General features: G+C 48.1%; 17 protein-coding genes. 15 read left to right on the forward strand and 2 right to left on the reverse strand.

The genetic code is table 11. The features are described from left to right. The first annotated feature begins 252 nt into the window (after positions 1-252). Together B5F25_RS00650 and B5F25_RS00655 are read left to right on the forward strand one after the other, a co-directional pair. Complete coding sequence (locus tag B5F25_RS00650; RefSeq protein WP_022039875.1) at positions 253-822, forward strand: sigma-70 family RNA polymerase sigma factor; 570 nt, start codon at positions 253-255, stop codon at positions 820-822. A 63-nt stretch (positions 823-885) separates the two neighbouring features. Continuing rightward, entirely contained in the window at positions 886-1,707 is an 822-nt protein-coding gene (locus B5F25_RS00655; protein WP_022039874.1) for a hypothetical protein, read from the forward strand. Between the two features lie 108 nt (positions 1,708-1,815). Here B5F25_RS00655 and B5F25_RS00660 read toward each other — a convergent pair whose 3' ends face one another. Together B5F25_RS00660 and B5F25_RS00665 are read right to left on the reverse strand one after the other, a co-directional pair. Then, positions 1,816-4,686 (reverse strand): PD-(D/E)XK nuclease family protein, encoded by a 2,871-nt coding sequence (locus tag B5F25_RS00660; RefSeq protein ID WP_087246947.1) that lies wholly within the window; start codon positions 4,684-4,686, stop codon positions 1,816-1,818. Between the two features lie 115 nt (positions 4,687-4,801). Continuing rightward, positions 4,802-8,020, reverse strand: a complete 3,219-nt coding sequence (locus B5F25_RS00665) for a UvrD-helicase domain-containing protein (protein ID WP_087246949.1) — start codon at positions 8,018-8,020, stop codon at positions 4,802-4,804. A gap of 354 nt (positions 8,021-8,374) precedes the next feature. Between B5F25_RS00665 and B5F25_RS21430 the strand changes: the two genes are divergently transcribed. The 13 genes from B5F25_RS21430 (at position 8,375) to B5F25_RS00715 (ending at position 22,823) form a co-directional block, all read left to right on the forward strand. Further along, on the forward strand, positions 8,375-8,608 hold the full coding sequence (locus tag B5F25_RS21430; RefSeq protein WP_158100143.1) for a hypothetical protein: 234 nt from the start codon (positions 8,375-8,377) through the stop codon (positions 8,606-8,608). A 349-nt stretch (positions 8,609-8,957) separates the two neighbouring features. Beyond that, positions 8,958-10,760, forward strand: a complete 1,803-nt coding sequence (ilvD, locus tag B5F25_RS00670; protein WP_087247094.1) for a dihydroxy-acid dehydratase — start codon at positions 8,958-8,960, stop codon at positions 10,758-10,760. A 109-nt stretch (positions 10,761-10,869) separates the two neighbouring features. After that, the gene (gene ilvB, locus B5F25_RS00675) at positions 10,870-12,573 is read left to right on the forward strand and encodes a biosynthetic-type acetolactate synthase large subunit (RefSeq protein WP_087246951.1); all 1,704 of its coding nucleotides are present in this window, start codon (positions 10,870-10,872) and stop codon (positions 12,571-12,573) included. A 115-nt stretch (positions 12,574-12,688) separates the two neighbouring features. Then, positions 12,689-13,246, forward strand: a complete 558-nt coding sequence (gene ilvN / locus B5F25_RS00680) for an acetolactate synthase small subunit (protein ID WP_013616882.1) — start codon at positions 12,689-12,691, stop codon at positions 13,244-13,246. Positions 13,247-13,251: 5 nt separating this feature from the next. Beyond that, positions 13,252-13,998 carry an acyl-ACP thioesterase domain-containing protein gene (locus B5F25_RS00685; RefSeq protein WP_087212770.1) on the forward strand — a complete coding sequence of 249 codons (747 nt, stop codon included), beginning with the start codon at positions 13,252-13,254 and terminating at the stop codon, positions 13,996-13,998. Between the two features lie 198 nt (positions 13,999-14,196). Further along, positions 14,197-15,240: a ketol-acid reductoisomerase gene (ilvC, locus tag B5F25_RS00690; RefSeq protein WP_013616880.1), complete on the forward strand. Its 1,044-nt coding sequence runs from the start codon at positions 14,197-14,199 to the stop codon at positions 15,238-15,240. A 178-nt stretch (positions 15,241-15,418) separates the two neighbouring features. Then, positions 15,419-16,030, forward strand: a complete 612-nt coding sequence (locus tag B5F25_RS00695) for a PepSY-like domain-containing protein (protein ID WP_022039653.1) — start codon at positions 15,419-15,421, stop codon at positions 16,028-16,030. Between the two features lie 166 nt (positions 16,031-16,196). After that, a complete protein-coding gene (locus tag B5F25_RS00700; protein ID WP_087246953.1) occupies positions 16,197-17,486 on the forward strand; it encodes an MFS transporter in 1,290 nt (429 codons plus the stop codon). 114 nt (positions 17,487-17,600) lie between these two features. After that, entirely contained in the window at positions 17,601-17,735 is a 135-nt protein-coding gene (locus B5F25_RS22615; protein WP_255376638.1) for a hypothetical protein, read from the forward strand. 61 nt (positions 17,736-17,796) lie between these two features. Continuing rightward, positions 17,797-18,831, forward strand: a complete 1,035-nt coding sequence (locus tag B5F25_RS00705) for an alcohol dehydrogenase (RefSeq protein WP_087246955.1) — start codon at positions 17,797-17,799, stop codon at positions 18,829-18,831. A 34-nt stretch (positions 18,832-18,865) separates the two neighbouring features. Continuing rightward, positions 18,866-19,060 carry a hypothetical protein gene (locus tag B5F25_RS21435; protein WP_162614336.1) on the forward strand — a complete coding sequence of 65 codons (195 nt, stop codon included), beginning with the start codon at positions 18,866-18,868 and terminating at the stop codon, positions 19,058-19,060. A 1,045-nt stretch (positions 19,061-20,105) separates the two neighbouring features. Then, positions 20,106-21,611 carry a transcription termination/antitermination NusG family protein gene (locus B5F25_RS00710; protein ID WP_087246957.1) on the forward strand — a complete coding sequence of 502 codons (1,506 nt, stop codon included), beginning with the start codon at positions 20,106-20,108 and terminating at the stop codon, positions 21,609-21,611. A gap of 108 nt (positions 21,612-21,719) precedes the next feature. Beyond that, on the forward strand, positions 21,720-22,823 hold the full coding sequence (locus B5F25_RS00715; RefSeq protein WP_087246959.1) for a hypothetical protein: 1,104 nt from the start codon (positions 21,720-21,722) through the stop codon (positions 22,821-22,823).

Here is a 22,823-nt window from a genome sequence, read left to right on the forward strand (position 1 = left end):
ATGAAAATAGTTGGCTGAAAGAGTTGGTTTTGGGGGTTAGGTCTTGCAACTGTTTCTTAGAACCAGTCATTTAAAGGAGAAAACGGTATTTATCTAAGATATTTCGAAAAAAAATCCTTTTTCATTAGCTTTTTTACTGAAAAAATATTTCCTTTACAGCAAAATGATTTATATCTTTCTTAAATGATTGACTGTATGATAGATGTTTTCATTTGTAATTGAATTAATTTATAAACCATAAAAACAGATACTATGAATTTACTCGTTAGCTCTGATGAAGAGCTGATTTCTTTATTTCAGTCTGGAAACAATGAGGCATTCGCTATTCTTTTACACCGCTATGCCGACCAGATTAAATATTCTATTCGTCAAATCATATCCAGTATTGAAGAAGCTGAAGATGTTTTTCAAGATTTATCCATTCATTTCAGTATTAAACTGAAGACAGCTTACAAGGAAAATGGGAAATTTGGAGGTTGGCTACATTGTGTAGTTGACAATTATTTATGTAGCTATTGTAGGAAAATGAAGCCTAAAATCACAGATTTGGATTTGGAGACGGTGAAAGATTGGCAAAATGAATATGAATTAAGTTCGCAGGATAGAGAACATAAATATGCAGAACTAAGGAAATCGGTCAAGGAGCTTCCGGAGGAATTAAGAATATTGGTAGAGATGAAAATCTGGAAAAGAATGACTTTAGAGGCTATTGCCGTCAAATTAAACTCGAACAAATCGACAATAGCCAAGCGTTTGCAGTCTGCTTATCACCAACTGGAAAAGAGTATGCTTGCCAAAGGGTATGATGATGCTTTTATTTGATTCTTGTCGGGAATATGTAGTAAAATAGACTTGAAAATCTTATCTTTGCAAAAAAGGGAGAATATGGATTATGACTTGACTTTATATCAAGTATCTCCCCGGTTGGCAGAAACGGTAATAGCCCGTATCGGTGAATTCAATCGGGGCAGGACAACCGTTAATGGTTGTTATGCTATTAGTGTGGCTACAGCTTATCGTCCATATTATGCTTTCTGGCGTTTCTTCCCCAACGTAGAGATTCCTTTATTTATACGGACACTTGCCGTCACTTTTGATATGGCGGCTGAACGTGCTTTTTCTTTGCTTCAAAATTGTAATGTAAAACTTGAAGTATTTGATAATAGGGTTTTTGAATGCTATTATGGACAATCGGAAGATTTTGTTCCTTTCGGAAAGTACCGTGGCAAACGATTGGCTGAAGTGTATTATATTGATCCTTCTTACGTATTGTGGCTGGCAAATAAATTTGTACCTAGTCTCAAGCGTTACGAACCATTGGTTGTTCTGGCCAAAGAGTTTGCACGTGTTCATTTTGAACTGACAGTACAAAAGCGTCGCGTTTCATCGGTGAGCCATAATGTGGGGCAAGTAGGCGAGCGTTTGAAGGAACTTTTTCTGACGGTGTTGAATGTCCGTCTACAAGTAGATATTTACAAGCCTGATTTCTATGTGGACCAATATATTTTGGCAGCCGACCGTGATGGAAATCGTTTTACGTTTTTTCTTAAAGCAGGCGGACGTAGTCTTTCGCCCAATGTATTAAGTTGCCATACACGAAAGGTCATTGCTCACGAGATGTTGCATCTTGCTTCTGCTAAGGTGATATCGCATTACGAGAGTCGCGGAGTGCGTTATACTCGTTTGGGGTATGTGAAATTGTTGTAGTACTCAATATTGCAAGGCTAAGGTTAAATGTCCACAATGCGGTGAATGAGAAGAGGATTATCTTCTGTGTCAGGTCGGATAATCCTCTTTTGAAGATAGGATTATCCGTTATTTCCGGCATAAATCCTTGAAATCACAATAGGTGCATTTATCCGGAATCTCGGTTTGTGTGAATGGGATTTCCGGGGAGAAGATTTCCATCAGCAACAGTTTCAGTCGTTCGCGGAACTCCATTTCGTAACGGGCAAAGTCGTAAACTGGTTCAGCTTTTCGTGCTTCACCCAGTTGGATGACTGGCGTGTAGTTTTCTGAGGCAGCCCGGTGTATGTACAGCAGTGAGGGAGCTACTTGGCGTGTGTCTTGTTTCTCCCGTAGCTTGCGGCATACGATAGCAGCGTAGAGGAATGTTTGGAATACATGACTCGAACGTTTGAGGTCGGGAGAAAAGAGCGATTCTATGCTGGATGGCGTGTCGGCGTTTCCTCCAGTCTTATAATCGACGATGCGCAGAATGTTGTCTTTCCAATCTATTCTGTCAATGATGCCTCCGATACGTGAATGTAGGACGGTGTCGGCTACGGTGAGTTTCAGTTCTTCGTAGACGGGGTATTCTGAACTGACGAACGTGAATGGTGCATGCTTCAGGTCCTTCTGGAGCAGTTGCTTCACATAGCGTAGTATGACAGCTGAATTAATAAGTTGGATACCATTGTAAGTGGGTTTTTCTTCAGGAGGCAGATGGAAAAAAAGTTCTTTGAAACCTTTGTCGACATAGTCCTGTAAGCGAACTTCATTTTTCAGCAGATTCTCTATTGTTTCTTGATTGATGACTTTTCCGTGTGTTGTCAGGTCTTTGTAGATGTGTTCGGCAGCATGGTGGAAAATACTGCCGAATTTGGCAGCATCAATTTCAGGAGAGATTTCATCGGGGGCATTGAGGTGTGCCGCATACTTGTAGTAGAATTTTAACGGGCAGTCCAGGTAACAGTTCAATGCCGAGGGCGAAAGTACAGCTTTTGGGTTGTAACGTACATCGAAGGTTTCCCATAAGCGTCGGAGGACGGTCGGTCCTTTGGAGATACAGATAGGGGTAGAGCCTTGTGGCGATTGTGCAGCTTCCAGTCTCAAACGCTTGACGGGATACCCCCATTCGATGATGAATTGGAGCATGAAGCGCGACATTTCGCCACGGTTGATGCCGTCAGTAGCAGTGTTGAATATCAGTGTAGCTTTTTCCGTGCGCTGTAACAGACGGTAAAAATAATAGGCATAGACGGCTATCTTGTGGTCGATGGTGGTCATTCCGAATGCTTTTCGCAGGTTGTAGGGGATGAATGAGGCATCGTTTCCACCTTTTGGAAGTTGGCCTTCGTTTACCGAGAGCATAATGAGGTGACGGAAGTCGAGGTTACGTGTTTCCAGTACTCCCATTACTTGCAGTCCGATGGCTGGTTCGCCATGGAAAGGAATACTCGAAGTAGCCATGACGCGGGTAAGCAGGCGTTGCAATGTCTCGGGTTTTACGTTTAAGTCTTTGTCTTCTATCAGTGTGTAGAATCGGTTCATCAAGGTATAGGTCTTGAACAAGGCTTCACGGTAAAGCTGGTCGAAAGCAGTTGTATCCGAAGGCTTTTGTTGCTGGTAAGATAACGCGACTTTCTCTAATGCCTTCGTAATCAGCTGGCATAAGTTGGAGTTGGTGGTAACGGGCGTGAAGAGTATCTCCAGTATTCCGTCTTTTTCTAATTCGGAGGGAAGTGGGTAGAATCTGTTGTCACGGGTTAGGCTTTGCTCCAATTCTGCCGCCTGTGACGAGAGTTGTCGCGTATAAGGGTGCTTCAGCAGGCTGATTACTTCGGTGAAGCGATAACGTCCGTTTTGTGTGTTGTATCCTGCAGTATGCAGTTCCAGCAAGGCACAGACAAAACTATATGTAGGCGTTTGTGAGAGAGGAAAGCCCATTGTGATGTTGATGTGTTTTACATTTTCGGGAAGCGAATGGAGTACGGACTGGAGCAGTGCCTCGTTGCATAGCACTACGGCAGTTTCTTTTTCTTCTTCGGTAAGATTCTCACGAAGCCATTGGGGCAGGTAGCGCGCTTGTCCGTTTTCGGTGGGCGATTCTACAAAAGTAATGTCTTTGGCTTGATTTAAGTTATTAAAGAAAGAGGGAGGAAGCTCAGATGGGAAATCCCGTAAATTCCGGCGGATGAATTCGCCTGCTTCATGAGGTGTCCGGTTCAGGTAAAAGGTGTCGTAGTCCCAGTAAAATAAGGCTTTTCCTGCATCGGCAAGTCTACGGAAGAGTGTATGTTCTACTTTGTTCAGTACGTTGAAACCTACAAAAACATACAGCCGGTATGGAAGTTTGTCGGGATTTAGGGTGTCGATGACTTGGCGGTACATCATTCCTTCGTAAGCAATGTGCTGGCTTTCCAGCAATGCTTTATATCGGGTGTAGATTTCTCCTAGTGTGTCCCATATCGAAATGAAGCGTTGTTTCAACTCTGTTACGCGGTCAATCGAGAAATTTCGGAAAAACTGCGAAAGGGTTTCTTTCTGTCCTTCTTCCAGAAAATCGTAATCATCAGTTAAGCCGTTCAGGTCTTTCAGATTGCTGAAGAGCGCCTGGGTATCTGCCAAGTTCTTGTCTGCGTCATCAAAATCGGCTATCAGCATCTCTCCCCAGAAAAAGAAATCGTCTAGAGATTCATTACTTCCGGTTACTTGGCGAAATACTTTATACAGGTCACACACCAATTTGACGGAATCGCCTGTTTGCCATGGAGAGCACTGGCGGAACAATTCGCTGATGCTGGTGTAGGCGGGCGACCACAAGGGGCGCTTGCTTTCATGTGCCAAATACTCGTTGAAAAACAGGCTGGCGCGTTTATTGGGGAAAACCACGGCAACATTGCTTAGGTCACCGTGCGTTTTTTCATATAGGTCGTGTGCTACTTCTTGTAGGAATGTTTTCATCTTTTTTATTGGTTTATTGAGGGTTAGTAGTTGGGGAATTTGTCACTTGGGATTGGATATTAATGCCTTTTTAGGGGAAAAGTATCGGTTTCTGGATATCTGGATTTCTGTGGAGTCATACTTTTTCCAACTCGTTTCCGAATACATACCACAAGTAGCCTTCTACATTTTTGTAGCCCATCCCGATGAGCAGGTTCATATATTCTTTTACCTGCTGGCGGTAGACATTTTTTTTCTTACCGAACTTGAAGTCGACTACTACCACTTTGTCTTTTTTCATCATTACGCGGTCTGGTCGCCGTGTCTGGAATGTTCCGGTTTCATCAGTGTAAATGATGCTGCATTCGTTATAGAGTTTCCAATTTCCTCCATACCAGTCTTTTACCTGCGGGTGGTTTAGCGCCCAACGAGCAAGTTTTTCGATTTCGCATGCTTTCTCTTCCGATTCCAGTATGCCTTCAAACGTGAGTTTTTTGATGACTCCAGGTAAGTCGGATTCAGTGGTGATGGAAGCAAACACTTGATGCAGGAGTTGTCCTTGACGGATGTAGCGTTCGTGTTCTTCTTCATCTTCATCGCCTCGGATAAAGTCGGCAGAACGGTTCGATTGTTTGAATTCGATTGGGGTTTCTATCGATTCCACCTGTACAGGCAAGCTTTGTGGAAGTACTGCAAGTGGATTCTCAGAGCCTTTTTCCTGTTTTTTATTTTCCGAAGGACAGAGAGAGCCGAAGGTGTATGTCAGAGGAGATGTTTCTTCGGTTTCTTCTGTTTTTGTGTCCCAAATGTTGAGTTGGGGGGCTACTTCAGCAAGTAGTTCCGATACAGTGCCCCGCTGGTTTGCTTTACCCCATATAATAAGGTTCTTGCACGCACGGGTAAACGCCACGTAGAGTAGATTCAGGTTATCCACCCATAGCTGGAGTCGTTCTTCCCAATAGCTGTCGTGGTAAACAGAGTCTGCCATGGCTGAAGAATAATTTACCGGTACGATGTCCAGTTCGTTGAACGGGGCACGGTCGGTCTCTTTTCCTGTTCCTGCCACTGAACACCATATCAGGTGATTGTTGGTTTCGTTTTCCATCTTCCAGTCGCAGAAAGGGAGCAGTACAGTGTGGAATTCTAATCCTTTCGACTTATGGATGGAAAGGATACGGATACCTTCTATTTCTCCCGATGGGATGGTTTTTTCGTGCAGGCGTTCGTCCCAAAAAGCAATGAAGGCAGTTAGCTCAGACGAATGTTGCTGCATGTACTCGGTTACAGCATCGTAGAAAGCGCATAGGTAGGCGTCTTGATGCTCAATGCGTTGCATATCGAATAGCAGGAAGAGTTTTTCCAATAGCTCATAAAGAGGCATGAGGCGCAATTCAGGCATCTGTGCTGCAAAGGCTTCAGGTAGGAAAGGAGTGAGGTCATCCGCTAAGATTTGGTTTAGGCTGATGCTGGAGTGAAGTATTTCGTGCTGGTATGCTACTGCCAGACGTGCACCGGCTATGCGGTCTTCGGGCGAGGTGAGATAGCGTAACCCGTCTACCATCATGCATACAGCCAGCGAAGCATCGAGGCGGAAAGCTTCGTCCGATACGATGCGGTAGGGTGTATGTTTATCAAAATAATCGGCTATGGAGGGAATGGATTTATTTTTCCGTACCAGAATAGCTATGTCATTGGTATGTATACCTTGTGCGATAAGTTGTTCTACCTGGCTGGCAAGGGCATGCAGGGTAGCATCAGCGTATGGCTGTTCTTGGGTATCGGGTAGGAAAGTCAGGCTGACGAATCCCTGTTCGTTTTGTTTGGAAGTTTCCTGGCATACGTCGCTGTATGCGTTGAGCAATTGCAGGCATGGGGTGCCTGTTTCATCCTCATATTTGTGGTTCAGGGCGGTACAAGCGGAAGTAAACATTGCGTTGTTAAAGTAAATGATGCGTGCTTCACTTCGCCAGTTCGTTTTCAGGGTCAGTTCGCGGATACGCAAGGTCGGGTCATTCCCCAGTCCTGCCAGAATTTTCCAGTCTCCGTTGCGCCAGCGGTAGATGCTTTGTTTGATGTCGCCTACGATGAGGCTACCTTCCCTTTGTGAAAGACTTTCTTCCAGCAGCAGATGGAAATTTTCCCATTGCATACGTGACGTATCTTGAAATTCGTCTATCATCACAGTGTCGATGGAAGTACCTATTTTTTCATAGATGAATGCTGCGTCACCTTCGTGCATCAGGCTATGCAGGAGGGCGTTGGTATCGGATAATAAAAAACGGTTGTGTTGCTGGTTCTGCAAGCGCAGTTCTTCATCAATATGTGCCAGAAGGCGTAGGTTGTTCAGATAGCGTAACGAAAGATTGCACGAGTTTACCAGTACGTTATTCTTCGGCCGGAACTCTTCGGCGGTTTTCAGCAAGGGAATCAGTTCGCGTGTGGCAAGGTCTAAGATGGCAGCGCGATGGGGTGAAGTGCGTGTTGCCCAGTTATCTTCACTCGCCAGGCACTTGTCTACAGTGGCATTGCGGATATTGTCCGACAGGTTTCCTAGGGCGAGTTTGTTGAAATAGCTTCCGATACCACGCGAACCGTTTTTCAGATCGGTTGGCAACAGGCCGTTCATTTCCAGTACACCTGTAAACTGGTCGTTAAAGCTTTTCATCTCTTCCAATGCTTCACGGCGGATGTCCTGCACCTGTCTCCGATAGTTGGGAATGAAAGTCGGGTCGGCAAGTTTACGGCGCAGCCCGTCGCCTTTCTCAATGTATCCTTCGTCAAGGATGTTGCGTCCGAAGTTCTTGATTTCGCTTGAAATATCCCAGCGTTTGTCATCCGAGATGCGTTCGTCTATATATTCCATCAGCCAACTCAGTACGGGTGAATGACGGTCCAGTTTTTCTATCATTGCATCTACGGTATCTGAAAGTACTTCTGTGTTATTCAGTTCTATGGTCATATTGGCACCTAGTTCCAGCTCGCGGGCTAAATTGCGCAGCACGGCTTGAAAAAAAGAGTCAATGGTTTCAATTCGGAAACGATTGTAGTCATGTATGATGTTGTGCAACGCCCGTCGTGCTGCCTTGCGGATGGCGTCTTCGTCCATCTGACATATTCGTTTCAGTTCATTGAGGTAGCTGTCCGATGATTTGACGTTGTAGCCCAGCCCATAGAGTTGTTCCAGAATACGGCTTTTCATTTCGGCTGTAGCCTTGTTTGTGAAGGTTACTGCCAGGATACGCCGGTAGGATGCAGGATCTTCTATCAATTGCCGGATGTATTGCACGGCAAGGGTAAAGGTCTTTCCTGAACCGGCTGAGGCTTTATAGACTAATAGTTGTGGGGTATTTGTCATAGCTTTTTTATATGCGTTAATATGCGTTTTCAGTGCAAAGATAGTCTTTTGCTTGGATACCGGAAACGATGAACCGTTTTATTTGGAAACTGTTTTGAATTAATCAAAGAAAAAATGTTATGGGCATTTATAATCAAATTCCTAAAGCCATATAATTGAAATATCTGATTGGATTATATTATCAATCCAGACATCATCCTTTTATGGTTTCCATATCAAAACCGTACGTTCTCCAATTGAAAACCGTACGTTCTCGATATGGAAACCGTACGGTTTTGATATGGAGAACGTAAAAAGAAGACAGCTTGAAACAGATACTGAACCTTTCAGAAGCTGTTTTGAATTTATCGTGCGATGATTTGGGATGAGTTTTTGAGGCATTTTTGCTTCTGTGATGAGGAAGATAGCGGGCTATCTGACGAAGAACAGGAGCGGAAAGGACCAAAAAATCGCCCAAAGCACACACGAAAACGGATACATCAAGCCAAGAAAAACTTTTTGGAGAAATTCAAAACAGCTTCTCAATCATACATTGATTCATATCCGCTAAATAAATTTATCGGAAAAATTGAAACACTCTCTTACTAATGATAATTTTTTTCGATAAAAAAGTTTCATTTTATTTGTTTATTCGGGAAAAGGCTTTACCTTTGCAACCGTAAAAACCAATTAAACCGAATGACAATGACAACTGATATACGAATTAACTTGGCAGTCCTGCATTTGATTCACGTCGTGGTGGTACCAGGGGGTGAGGAAGGTTCGTGTATGTAGTTGTTCGAGATTATACGTTGAAAAGCCTTTCTCACCCCTGAGGTCGAGAGAGGCTTTTTTATAATTGGCAGTTGGGTTAAGCTGGTATTGTGATTGGGTGGAAGCTCAAGAACTTAAAAACTAACAAACTTAAAAACTAAAGAACTAAAAAAACATAATGGAGATGAAACATCAGTTACGCAGTTCAATGAGTACCGAAGGCCGGCGCATGGCGGGAGCCCGCGCCTTGTGGGTGGCCAACGGGATGAAGAAAGAAATGATGGGCAAGCCGATTATTGCGGTGGTCAACTCGTTTACCCAGTTTGTGCCGGGACATACCCACCTGCATGAAATCGGGCAGATGGTGAAAGCCGAAATCGAACGGCAGGGGTGCTTTGCCGCCGAGTTCAACACCATTGCCATTGATGACGGAATAGCGATGGGGCACGACGGGATGTTGTATTCATTGCCTTCGCGCGACATTATCGCCGACAGCATCGAGTATATGGTGAACGCGCATAAGGCGGATGCGATGATTTGCATCTCCAATTGCGACAAGATTACGCCGGGGATGCTGATGGCGGCGATGCGGCTCAATATCCCCACGGTGTTCGTGTCGGGAGGACCGATGGAGGCTGGCGAGTGGGGCGGGATGCATCTCGACCTGATAGACGCGATGATTAAGTCGGCGGACACGAGTGTGAGCGATGCCGATGTGGCGGAAATAGAGCGTCATGCCTGCCCCGGATGCGGGTGCTGCTCGGGAATGTTCACCGCCAACTCGATGAATTGCCTGAACGAGGCAATCGGGCTTGCCCTGCCGGGGAACGGCACCGTTCTTGCTACGCACGCCAACCGCCGCATCCTGTTTGAAGACGCGGCACGGCTCATCGTGGAGAATGCGTGGAAGTATTACCGTGATGGGGATGATAGTGTATTGCCACGGAGCATCGCCACACGCCAGGCTTTCCTCAACGCCATGACCCTCGACATTGCGATGGGCGGTTCTACCAACACGGTGCTTCACCTGCTTGCCATTGCCCACGAGGCGGAAGTGGATTTCTGTATGGACGACATCGATCAGCTTTCGCGACGCGTGCCTTGCCTGTGCAAGGTGGCTCCCAATACGCAGAAATACCACATACAGGACGTGAACCGTGCCGGTGGTATTCTGAACATTTTGGGCGAGCTGGCGAAGGGGGGCTTGCTGGACACTTCGGTGCGCCGGGTAGACGGAACTACCTTGGCAGAAGCCATTGCCCGATATAATATATGTGTGCCCGCTCCCGATCCCGAGGCGTTGCGCATTTACCGGAGCGCACCGGGCGGAAAGTTCTGCATCGCGCTGGGCGCACAGGACACAATGTACGATACGCTGGACACCGACCGTGCCGCAGGGTGTATCCGTGATTTGCAACATGCTTATTCGAAAGACGGAGGCCTGGCGGTATTGAAGGGTAACATTGCGCAGGACGGATGCGTGGTGAAGACGGCTGGAGTGGATGAGAGCATCTGGAAATTCTCCGGTCCCGCTAAAGTCTTCGATTCGCAGGAAGCGGCTTGCGAGGGAATCTTGGGAGGCAAGGTGGTGAGCGGCGATGTGGTGGTCATCACCCACGAAGGCCCCAAAGGAGGACCGGGAATGCAGGAAATGCTTTACCCCACATCGTACATCAAGTCGAAACACTTGGGCAAAGAGTGTGCCCTCATTACCGACGGACGCTTTAGCGGCGGTACATCGGGTTTGAGCATCGGACACATTTCGCCTGAAGCTGCTGCCGGGGGAAACATCGGTAAGATTGTAGACGGCGACATCATCGAGATAGATATCCCGAACCGTACCATCAACGTACGGCTGAGCGATGAGGAATTGGCGGCACGCCCGATGGCACCCGTTACGCGCGACCGCAAGGTGTCGAAAGCTCTCAGGGCGTATGCCGCGATGGTAAGCTCGGCGGATAAAGGAGGAGTGAGAATGATTGACTGAATTGTTTAGGTACTAGGTAACTAGGTTCTGGATACCATTCGTAAGACTATTCAAAACTTAGTCAACTAGTATCTAAACCCTAGTTCCTAAAATAAATAAAAGGAAGAATATGGACAAAGAAAGAATAACAGGCTCGGAGGCATTGATGCGTTCGCTGGAGCACGAAGGGGTGAAGACGCTTTTCGGCTATCCCGGCGGAGCCATTATGCCGGTATTTGATGCATTATACGACCATCGGGACAAGTTGAACCATATCCTTGTGCGCCACGAACAGGGAGCGGTACATGCGGCACAGGGCTTTGCCCGGGTGTCGGGTGAGGTAGGAGTATGTCTGGTGACGAGCGGTCCCGGCGCTACGAATACCATTACCGGTGTGGCGGATGCGATGATAGACAGTACGCCCATTGTGGTGATAGCCGGTCAGGTGGGTGCATCGTTATTGGGTACAGACGCTTTTCAGGAAGTGGATCTGGTAGGTGTTACCCAGCCTATATCGAAATGGAGTTACCAGATACGTCGTGCCGAAGACGTGGCATGGGCGGTGTCGCGTGCGTTCTACCTTGCGCGGAGCGGGCGTCCCGGTCCGGTGGTGCTCGATTTTGCCAAGAATGCGCAGACCGAAATGACGGAATACGAACCGGTGGATGTGGACTTTATCCGGAGTTATGACCCTGACCCCGAGACCGACCCGAAGATGGTGGCAGAGGCGGTGAAGCTCATCAACGAAGCCGAACGCCCCTTGCTGCTGGTAGGGCAGGGTGTAGAATTGGGAGGTGCACAAGAAGAACTGAAAGCATTTGCTGAGAAGGCGGACATCCCCTGCGGATGTACCTTGTTGGGGCTTTCGGCATTGCCTTCTGCCCACCGGCTGAACAAGGGAATGCTGGGGATGCACGGCAATCTTGCCCCTAACGTGAAGACCAACGAGTGTGACGTGCTGATAGCCGTGGGGATGCGTTTCGACGACCGTGTGACGGGTAAGCTGGAAACATATGCCCGTCAGGCGAAGGTCATCCACCTGGATGTAGACCCTTCGGAGATAGGCAAGAACGTGCCGGTGGATGTGCCCGTGCTGGGCAATTGCAAGCGTACGTTGGCTTTACTGACCGAATTGATACAGACCCACAAGCATACGGAATGGATAGAAAGTTTCCGCCCGTACGATGAGAAAGAGTACGAGCAGGTAATCCGTCCCGAGGTACATCCCGAAAGCGGTCCGCTGAATATGGGCGAGGTGGTCAATGCCGTGAGCGAGGCAACTTGCCGCGAAGCGATATTGGTGACCGATGTAGGCCAGAACCAGATGATGGCATGCCGCTATTTCAAGTTTGGGAAAAAACGGAGCATCGTGACTTCGGGTGGTATGGGAACGATGGGCTTCTGCCTTCCGGCGGCAATTGGTGCCACGTTCGGATGTCCCGGACGTATGGTATGCGCCTTTATGGGCGACGGAGGCTTGCAGATGACGATGCAAGAGCTGGGTACCGTGATGGAGCAGCAAGTACCGGTGAAGCTTATTTTACTGAACAATAATTACTTAGGTAATGTGCGCCAATGGCAGGCGATGTTTTTCAACCGCCGCTATTCGTTTACGCCGATGATGAACCCTGACTACATGCAGATAGCTGCCGCCTACGGCATAGCCGGACGCCGCGTGATGGAACGGGACGAACTGGAAGGTGCCATCCGCGAGATGCTGGACACCGACGGGCCTTTTCTGCTCGAAGTGTGTGTGGTAGAAGAAGGCAATGTGCTTCCGATGACTCCTCCGGGAAGTTCGGTAAACGATATGCTGCTTGAACTGGATTGTTGAATATCAGTTGACAAGGTACCAGTTTACAAGGAGACAAGGTTCTGAATAGCTTTGTGTATCTAAAACCTTGTCAACTCGTTAACTCGTCAACTTGTTACCTAAAAATAAAACGCAAATGGATAATAAGACATTATATACAATTATCGTTCACTCGGAAAACTTTGCCGGTTTGCTCAATCAGGTGACCGCCGTGTTCACCCGCCGGCAAATCAATATCGAGAGCCTGAACGTTTCGGCATCTTCCATCAAGGGCGTGCATAAATATACGATAACGTGCTGGACTACCCCCGACATCGTGGAGAAGGTAGTGCGTCAGATAGAGAAGAAAATCGACGTCATTCAGGCGCATTATTTCACTGAAAAGGAAATCTTTCAGCGTGAGGTGGCGATGTACAAGGTTTCTACACCCGAGTTTCAGTCGAACCCTGAGGCATCGAAGGTGGTGCGCCGTGCCAGTGCGCACATCGTGGAGGTGAACCCCACGTTCTGCATCGTGGAACTGACAGGAATGAGTGCCGAAATCACCGACTTGTACCAGAAGCTGAAAGACCTGAACTGCGTGCTCCAGTTTGTCCGCTCAGGGCGGATAGCTGTGTCTACCAGTTGTTTCGAGCGGGTGAACGAGTACCTGGCGCATCGGGAAGAACGTTATTTGAAAGAGAAAAAAGAGTAAACATTATGGACGCAAAAGAGAAAGTAGGCAGATACGAATTTGTGGCTGAGCCTTTTCATGTAGATTTTGCGGGACGGCTCACCATGGGAGTATTGGGAAACCATTTATTGAATTGTGCCGGATTCCATGCCGCCGACCGCGGGTTTGGGATAGCGGTATTGAATGAGAACCATTATACGTGGGTGCTTTCGCGCTTGGCGGTAGAAATGACCGATATGCCCCGGGCATACGAGAAGTTCAGTATCGAGACATGGGTGGAAAATGTCTACCGGCTCTTCACCGACCGCAACTTCGCGGTACTCAATGCGGAAGGCAAGCCCATCGGTTATGCACGTTCGGTATGGGCGATGATTAGTATGGAGACCCGTAAGCCTGCCGATTTGTTTCTCTTGCATGGCGATGAAATCACAAGCTATATATGCGCCGACAAGCCTTGTCCCATCGCAAAGGCGGGCAGGGTAAAGGTAGGCGATGCGCAGCTGGTGGCGGAATATCATACCCGGTACAGCGACATCGACCTGAACGGGCATGTGAACAGCATCAAGTACATCGAGCATATCCTCGACCTGTTTCCGCTGGAAATGTACCGTGAAAAAACGCTGCACCGTTTCGAGGTTGCGTATGCAGCCGAAAGTCATTATGGTGATGTGCTGGGGTTTTATCGGGAACAGAAGTCGGAAAACGAATACGACATCGAGGTACGGAAGAACGGGACTGAGACCGCCATACGGAGCAAAGTGGTGTTTGAATAATTAATAATTAAGAATTAAAATGAATGTCCGCAATCATCCTATGTAAGGGCAAAATGCGGATATTCATAATAATTAAAAAACTCTGTGTGCCTCTGTGTCCTTTGTGGTGAAAACTTAAAAACTAACAAACTTAAAAACTAACAAACTCAAATATTAACTTGCGGACCGGTAAGGTCTGCGTAAAAAGATTGTAATTTTATGGCAAAAATGAATTTTGGCGGAGTTATCGAAAATGTAGAGACCCGCGAAGAATTTCCTTTGGAAAAAGCACGTGAAGTATTGAAAGACGAAACCATAGCCGTAATCGGTTACGGCGTACAGGGACCGGGCCAGTCGTTGAACTTGCGCGATAACGGGTTCAATGTCATCGTGGGCCAGCGTCCGGGAAAGACATACGATAAAGCCGTTGCTGACGGATGGGTGCCGGGCGAAACCCTTTTCGGCATCGAAGAGGCTTGCGAGCGTGCGACGATTATCGCCGTATTGCTCTCGGATGCAGCGCAGATAGCTTGCTGGCCGACTATCGAGAAACATCTTACGGCTGGTAAGGCACTGTATTTCTCTCACGGTTTCGCCATTACGTGGAACGACCGTACAGGTGTGGTTCCCCCGAAAGATGTAGACGTGATTATGGTGGCACCGAAAGGTTCGGGAACTTCTTTGCGTACCATGTTCCTCGAAGGCCGCGGGCTGAACTCGTCATATGCTATCTATCAGGATGCTACCGGTAAGGCTTGGGACCGTGTCATCGCTATGGGTATCGGTATTGGTTCGGGATACCTGTTCGAAACCACTTTCCAGCGCGAAGCCACTTCCGACCTGACCGGCGAACGTGGTACGCTGATGGGTGCCATCCAGGGCTTGCTTTTGGCTCAGTACGAAACTTTGCGCGAACACGGGCACACACCTTCTGAAGCTTTCAATGAAACCGTAGAAGAGCTTACCCAGTCGCTGATGCCGCTCTTTGCCGCCAAAGGTATGGATTGGATGTATGCCAACTGCTCTACTACAGCCCAGCGCGGCGCACTCGACTGGATGGTTCCGTTCCACGATGCTACCAAGCCGGTATTCGAAAAACTGTATAAGTCGGTAGCCGACGGATTGGAAGCCCAGCGTTCCATCGACTCCAACTCTCAGCCCGACTATCGCGAAAAGCTGAACGAAGAGTTGAAAGCCTTGCGCGAAAGCGAAATGTGGCAGACGGGTGTGGTAGTACGCAAGCTCCGTCCGGAAAATAACTGAGCAATTGACAATTGACAATTATTTCTGATTGGCAATTGATGATTGGTAATGATTGCTTTATGCTCCAGTCCCCAAAAGGCACAAAGCACTTTGCCGGTTGTCAATTGCCAATTGTTTTTTTGGCAGATAAGAAAAAGTGTTGTACATTTGCCGTAGACCATTAAAAAACAGACTATTTATGAAAATGCGTGTATTTTTAGGAATGATGGCAATGTGCTTTGCGCTTTTTGTGTATGCAGAGAGTGATCCTACGTCGTTTGTACGGAACAGATATCCGGATGCCCGTATTTTAGACCGTGATTGGGATGACGGATTCATCGAAGTGAAAATGTCGCATCGCGGAAAGGAAAAGATCGTTATTTTCAATGCCGATGGAAAATGGTTGCGTACCATGTGGGAAGTACGCCGCAGCAGGCTTCCGCGTGCGGTAATCAGCGTATTGAGACGGACAGGGTTCGTGTACGAAGAGATAGACGATAACGATAATATGGCGATGGAGAACCGTCGGGGAATGTTCTATATCGTTCAGGCCGACCGTAATGACCAAAGCTACGTGCTGGTGGTGTCGGAGCGGGGAAACATCATCGACCGCTTTTACGATGACGAATGGGATGACGAGTGGGACGAAGGACGCTGGGAAGGTGAGTCTTGGGATGACGGCGAGGACCATTTCGACGAAGGAGATGATGAGTGGGACGACCACAACCGTTATCGCCGTCCTCACCGCCACCATCGCGGGTGTTGTCATGAAGACGATGGTGAGGACCGTTTCGATGAGGGAGACGACTAGTGAGAAGTTATCGCCCCGCTGGTGTGGGCTGGGAGTTGAATGCCAATACCTCAGAAAAACTTTTTGGAGAAATTCAAAACAGATTCTCAGTAAGACTTTCGACCTTTAACTCCTGAACGAAGTGATAACTTCTGTGAAACATAACTACGTTTAACTCCTGGTTCACATGAATAGCAAATTGGCAAATCGTAACTTGAAAAAAGATTCTCCGTGGGCGTGGGTGCCTACGCTCTATTTTGCGGAAGGGCTGCCCTATATAGCGGTAATGACCCTCTCGCTGGTGATGTATAAGCGGATGGGCATCTCGAATGCCGAGGTGGCGCTCTATACGGGTTGGCTCAACCTGCCGTGGGTGGTCAAGCCTTTGTGGAGCCCGTTCGTAGACTTGGTGCGCACCAAACGCTGGTGGGTAGTGGCAATGCAAATGCTTATTGGTGCTGCACTGGCGGGTATTGCTTTCCTTATACCTGCGCCGCATTTCTTTCAGTCCACGCTCGCCCTGTTCTGGCTGATGGCGTTTGCCTCCGCCACTCACGACATTGCAGCCGACGGGTTCTATATGTTGGGGCTTACGCCGCACCAGCAAGCTTTGTTTGTGGGCATCCGGAGCACCTTCTACCGCCTTGCCACCATCGCCGGCCAAGGATTGCTCCTGATGTTTGCCGGCTGGTTGGAACAGTCGGGTAGGGGAATCCCTTTTGCCTGGAGCGTTACGTTCTTACTGTTGGCGGGGGTGTTTCTTGCTGTGTTCGTCTACCACGCTTTTGTACTTCCGTGTCCCAGTGCCGACCGTCCGGCAGCAAGCATTTCGACGCAGAGCCTGTGGCGCGAGTTCCTTCTCACTTTCCGCTCGTTTTTCCGTAAGGAAGGCATCGGCGTGGCATTGCTCTTCATGCTGCTCTACCGCTTCCCCGAAGCGCAATTGGCGAAGATGGGCATTCCGTTCCTGCTCGACCCCATGGCAGAAGGAGGGCTGGGCATGACCACCGAGCAGATAGGTTTCACGCAGGGCACAGTGGGCGTCATCGGGTTGACTTTGGGCGGCATTCTGGGTGGCATCGCCGTGGCGCGTCACGGCTTGAAGCGTTGGCTTTGGGCGATGGTGTGGGCGATATCTCTGCCCGACCTGGTGTACGTTTACCTCAGCTATTTTCCCCAAACGCCCTTACTTTGGGTCAACGTGTGCATTTTCATCGAGCAGTTGGGCTACGGCTTCGGCTTCACCGCCTACATGATGTACCTCATCTATTTTTCACGTGGGAGCCACAGCACCGCCCATTACGCCATCTGTACCGCCTTTATGGCGCTGGGCATGATGTTGCCTGGCATGGCAGCCGGCTGGCTTCAGGAGCTTCTGGGCTATCGTCATTTCTTCATCTGGATTATGGCGTGCTGCGGTGCGACTTTCGCCGTGGCGGCCTTGCTGAAGATAGACCCGGAATTTGGGAAGAAATGAGTAGATTTAATGGCTAATGTGAGAATGAATCAGCACATTGCATTTGTTTATTAGAAGCTGTTTTGAGTTTATCGTGCGATGATTTGGGATGAGTTTTTGTAAAGACGCAAAATCTTGCGTCTTTACTATGAGGAAGATAGCGGGCTATCTGACGAAGAACAGGAGCGAAAAGGACCCAAAATCGCCCAAAGCACACACGAAAACGGATACATCAAGCCAAGAAAAACTTTTTGGAGAAATTCAAAATAGCTTCTTAGCACATTAAACTGTAGTTTTGTAAATTGTAAATTGAAAAATAGTAAATGAATTTATGTTGGCTTATACTTATGTAGAACAAGGCAGATTCGAATGGCGCGATAAGCCGGAACCTCGGCTGGAGGGGCCGCGCGATGCCATCGTAAGGGTCACGCTGAGCAGCATTTGCACCAGCGACCTGCATATCAAACACGGAAGCGTGCCGCGTGCCGTGCCGGGTATCACGGTAGGTCACGAGATGGTGGGTGTGGTGGAAGCCGTGGGCGAGGCTGTGAAGAACGTTGCGCCGGGCGACCGTGTGACCGTCAATGTGGAAACCTTTTGCGGAGAATGCTTCTTTTGCCGCCACGGGTACGTGAACAATTGTACCGACCCTCACGGCGGATGGGCGCTGGGATGCCGTATCGATGGTGGACAGACGGGATATGTACGTGTGCCTTATGCCGACACAGGGCTGAACCGCATCCCCGACTCGGTGACCGATGAGCAGGCGTTGTTTGTGGGCGATATACTTGCTACCGGCTTTTGGGCGGCGCGTATCTCCGAGGTGAAAGAGGAGGATACGGTGCTTATCATCGGAGCCGGTCCTACGGGCATTTGTACCTTGCTTTGCACGATGCTGAAGCGTCCGCGGCGCATCATTGTGTGCGAACGTTCGCCCGAACGAATCCGTTTCGTACGCCGGCATTACCCCGAAGTGCTGGTAACAGAACCCGAAGATTGCCTTGCCTTTGTGAAAGCGCATAGTGTGCACGGTGGTGCCGATGTGGTGATGGAAGTGGCAGGAACAGACGATACGTTCCGCCTGGCGTGGGAGTGTGCCCGCCCCAATGCCATCGTGACCGTGGTGGCGATGTACGACAAGCCCCAAATGTTGCCTTTGCCCGACATGTATGGCAAGAATCTCACCTTCAAGACTGGCGGTGTGGACGGGTGTGACTGCGCCGAGATACTCGGTCTGATAGAAGCAGGCAAGATAGACACTACTCCGCTTATTACCCATCGTTTTCCGCTTCGCCAGATAGAGGAGGCTTATCACATTTTTGAGAATAAGCTGGACGGGGTGATGAAGATTGCTATCAGTGGATAATTAGTGTTAGAAGCTGTTTTGAATTTATCGTGCGATGATTTGGGATGAGTTTTTGAGGCATTTTCGCTTTTGTGATGAGGAAGATAGCGGGCTATCTGACGAAGAACAGGAGCGGAAAGGACCAAAAAATCGCCCAAAGCACGCACGAAAACGGATACATCAAGCCAAGAAAAACTTTTTGGAGAAATTCAAAACAGCTTCTAGGTTTAATGGCATCTTGTATATATAGTAATTAGACTTTGACCTTGATAGCTTCACAAAGGCTTGTGGTGTATTGGGCTGCCTTATATTCGCATTTCAAGTGCCAGTGTCTTCCATCACTCCCAACTCCGTCAAACCACTGTCTGGAAAACCACGGCTGGTGCAGATGCTTTGCTTTTCGGGCAGCCCACTGATGTCAATGCAGCTTTCACCCCGAAGTTCCTTCCATGTCCTTGAACCTGTTAACTGATTGTCAAGATTTTTTGCAAATAAAACGACCGGAATCTATCCAATAAAACTTGCTATTGTATATTATGAAGCGGCAAAACACGTTGCAAATATAGTGAAAAGATTTAATATTAAGGATTTTACGGTCAAAAAAAAATTCATGATTAGTGATTAAATTTCCCCAAAAGCTGCATTTGTTCGACTAAATCCGGAGAACATTATCTACTATTTATTGACTATCAACCTATTACAAAATTCTGCCATTTCATAATATAAAACAATGATAAAGCGGCGAACTTGAAAATATTTAATTGATTGTATATCAAATATTTGTGATATGGAGGCAAAAACATTCAAGCGAATTGCGCTTTGCACTTCTCGTCACATAACAACGGCAGGACATTGTTGCTGAGTTTTTACTCCGGAATGCTGCCGCTAAACCTAAAGAATGCTGTAAACAACGTCTGAAAACTTCTTAAAAAAGTTTGCAAAGCGTAGTGATTCAAATTCGGAGAGGTAACGGTTAGCCGTCATGCGATTGTCATGAGGGTAACGTAAAGAATGCCTTGTTCGTTTACAATTTGGTTATTTATGCGAATCAGGAGTTAAACGTAGTTATGTTTCACAGAAGTTATCACTTCGTTCAGGAGTTAAAGGTCAATAGCTTTGCTTCTGAAAGCTGTGCAAAAGGTATTGGCATCTAACTCCCAGCCCGATAAGTGGGCGATAACTACCTATAACTTCCTTTTTAACTCCTGATTGGCATTATTTACAATTTACGATTGGGCTGTGTTGTAAAGGGGATTAACCACCGTAAATAGTACTTTGTAAATCGTAAATCCATCATGTTGTCCGACAAACTCAACAACGTAGATTACCAATGGTTCCTTGTCCGTACCAAACCCGGACATGAACAGGAGTTGTGTGCACTCATTGGGCGCGAAAAGGACAAGATCCGGAACATACTGGAAGTCTATTGTCCTACCCATACCAAGGTGTACGTGCGCAGAGGTGACTGTGAGCAACGGATGCCTCTTTTTGATGGCTATGTGTTCGTGCTTGCCACCCAAAACGCACTGGTTGAGTTCCTTCGTGACAACTGTTCAGATGCCTTTATCCGCTACAACCGCAAGCGTACGCCGGACGAGAAAGCCACCGCTTGCACCATACCCGAATCGCAAATGCGCGCTTTCCGTGACTACAACGAGAATTACGCTGATAAGGTAATAGTGCTGGAGCGTCCTTACTCGGACTATGCCTTCAACGCGAAAGAGGGCGAGGCGAATGAGATTGTGCGCGTGGTCGACGGTCCGTTTGCCGGCCAAGAAGGTTACATCTGCCGCTTCCACCGCAAAAAGGGACTGGTGTTCCGCGTGCAAGGCATGGTGCCGGGCAGCTGGTTGACCGTCACCTATCCCAATGTCTCCGACCTGCACGTTGTCCGTCTCCACAATGCCGAGGGCGACCGCCTGTCTATAGGCACGGAAAAAGGGCGTGCCGTTGACCTGCTTGTCGGCATCCTGCAGGCTTGCGGTTACGGAAAGCGCACGCAAGCCATGCTTTATGAACTGATGGAACGCCTTGCTGTCGATTTGTCATTGACCAATCTCTGCCGGGAACTTGACAAGAAAGGTGAGAAAACATTGGGCGGCCGTCTTGCCAGACTGACTACCAAGGAAGCTGAACTTCTGATAAACCTTGCCCGCTACGAACATGATACTCCCGGATATGTGAAGGAAAACTGGCAAAAGATTCTCCTGCGTTCGTTTCTTACGCCTACATCCGGAATAGAATGGGAAGAAGGCAAGAACGAGGTGGAACTTCAACATAAGAATTTTACGGAAATCATCCGCAGGGTGGACATCACCGAGGAGGTTTATTACCCCAGCAGACAGGAGGACGGAAAAGTCACCACTGCGTATGATGCCCATATCGGCATGAGGGAAGAGATGGAAAACCTCGTTTTCTTCGCCAACTGGGACGGTTTCCTCAGCGAATATTTTCTTACGGCAGGAAAAGCCAACGAGAAGTTAGTGTCGGGAAGGTCGCAATCTGTCCTTGACGAAACCACGAATACGGAAAGGAAAAAACTCATCGAGTCTTTCCGCAACTATGCCCCAACATTATATAAGGTATTGACAGATGCGGATTCAGTCGTAAAAGCCGTACCGGATTTTAAGGTCGGCGAAGATACGTTGAATGTCTTTGCTATCCGGTCTTCAGTTCAAGAAAAAGACACGGCAAAGGACAAGCTGATACAGACTTGTGTCCGCATCTGCAAGGAAATCAATACTACCAACCATCTTGCCGTATGGCGCAGGTATCTGCGGACGGTGTGGCTGCACAATTGAAGTTGACAAGGTATCAGTTGACAAGGCAACAAGGTTCTGAATAGTTTCACTAATGGCATCTAAAACTTCGTTAACTCGTCAATTGGTCAACTTGTTACCTGAAATAAAATGTACACGATAGCCGAATTTACTTCCCGATGGCAACGCCTCCACCATCCGTCCATGAATGTGGATGGCGACGTGGTTTTCTTTTATGAAATCTACGTCAGGCTGCACCGTTTGGCTGAACAGTATGCGGCGGGGTTCGATGAACAGTTTATACTTTCTCTGCTGCTTTATACAGAGAATACCCTTGCCGTCGGGCTTGACGGTGTTTACGAATACAGGTACCGCAGCGTGGGCGATGTCGTGTTCCGCTGGTGCGAAAGCCTGGACATGGGTGCGGATGCCACTTCACAAGTAGACAGTCTCGTGTCAGAAGCTGTGTCAAGAGCCGGTTGCAGTGCCCTCCGGCAATGGATGACAGAATGCGTGCTGTCGGGTGATTTTTCCCGTATGAGCGGCATGATGGCTTGGTTTCCATGTGAAGACCCGGTAATGTGGCACATTTTCCCGGACTTGCGTTTCAGGGAGGTGATGTTCCGCAGGCTTACGGGTGACTGGCAGACCGCCCGGCAGATGCTGTGGGCAGACCTTGCCTTCAACTGGCGTGACAAGCGCGGATACTTCTTGGCGGATACCTTGTCCAGGCAGTTCCGTTATGAAGTGTCTTTTGCCGAAGGAAAAGAAAAAGACAGGTTGAAAGAAGCGGCGGAAAGTCTCGATGCTATCCGTTCCGAACGCTTGGACACTTACACGGTTATCGGGCGTAAAGACGGGCGCACGCTCACTTTACTCCACAGGGACGGCCGTGAGTTCCGTGATGTGATTTTCCCCGCGCCTGTTTCGGAAAATGTGCAAAGCCGTCCTCTTGCCGCCCAGCTTGTCACTTACAATGACAAAACTTACATAAACGGTTCTGCAGTCTGGCTTAACAAGGAAGCCTTGCCCGTGTGGAACGGTGAAACCAATTGGAGCGACATTCTTAAAAAAGAACAGGATGCGGCAAAGCTCACATTTTTCACCACCACGTTTGGCAAGCGGCTCAGTCTTTACGAAGACCTCTACACCGTACCGGAAGACCAGGAGGAAGCCTGTTACGCCGACATGGGCATCTATTTCGACGAGCCTAACATTTTCGATTTTCTGGGATGCATGAAGCCCGAGAATTAA

Origin of the sequence: Bacteroides sp. An19, assembly GCF_002160215.1 — a bacterium.
Lineage (GTDB): Bacteria > Bacteroidota > Bacteroidia > Bacteroidales > Bacteroidaceae > Phocaeicola > Phocaeicola intestinalis.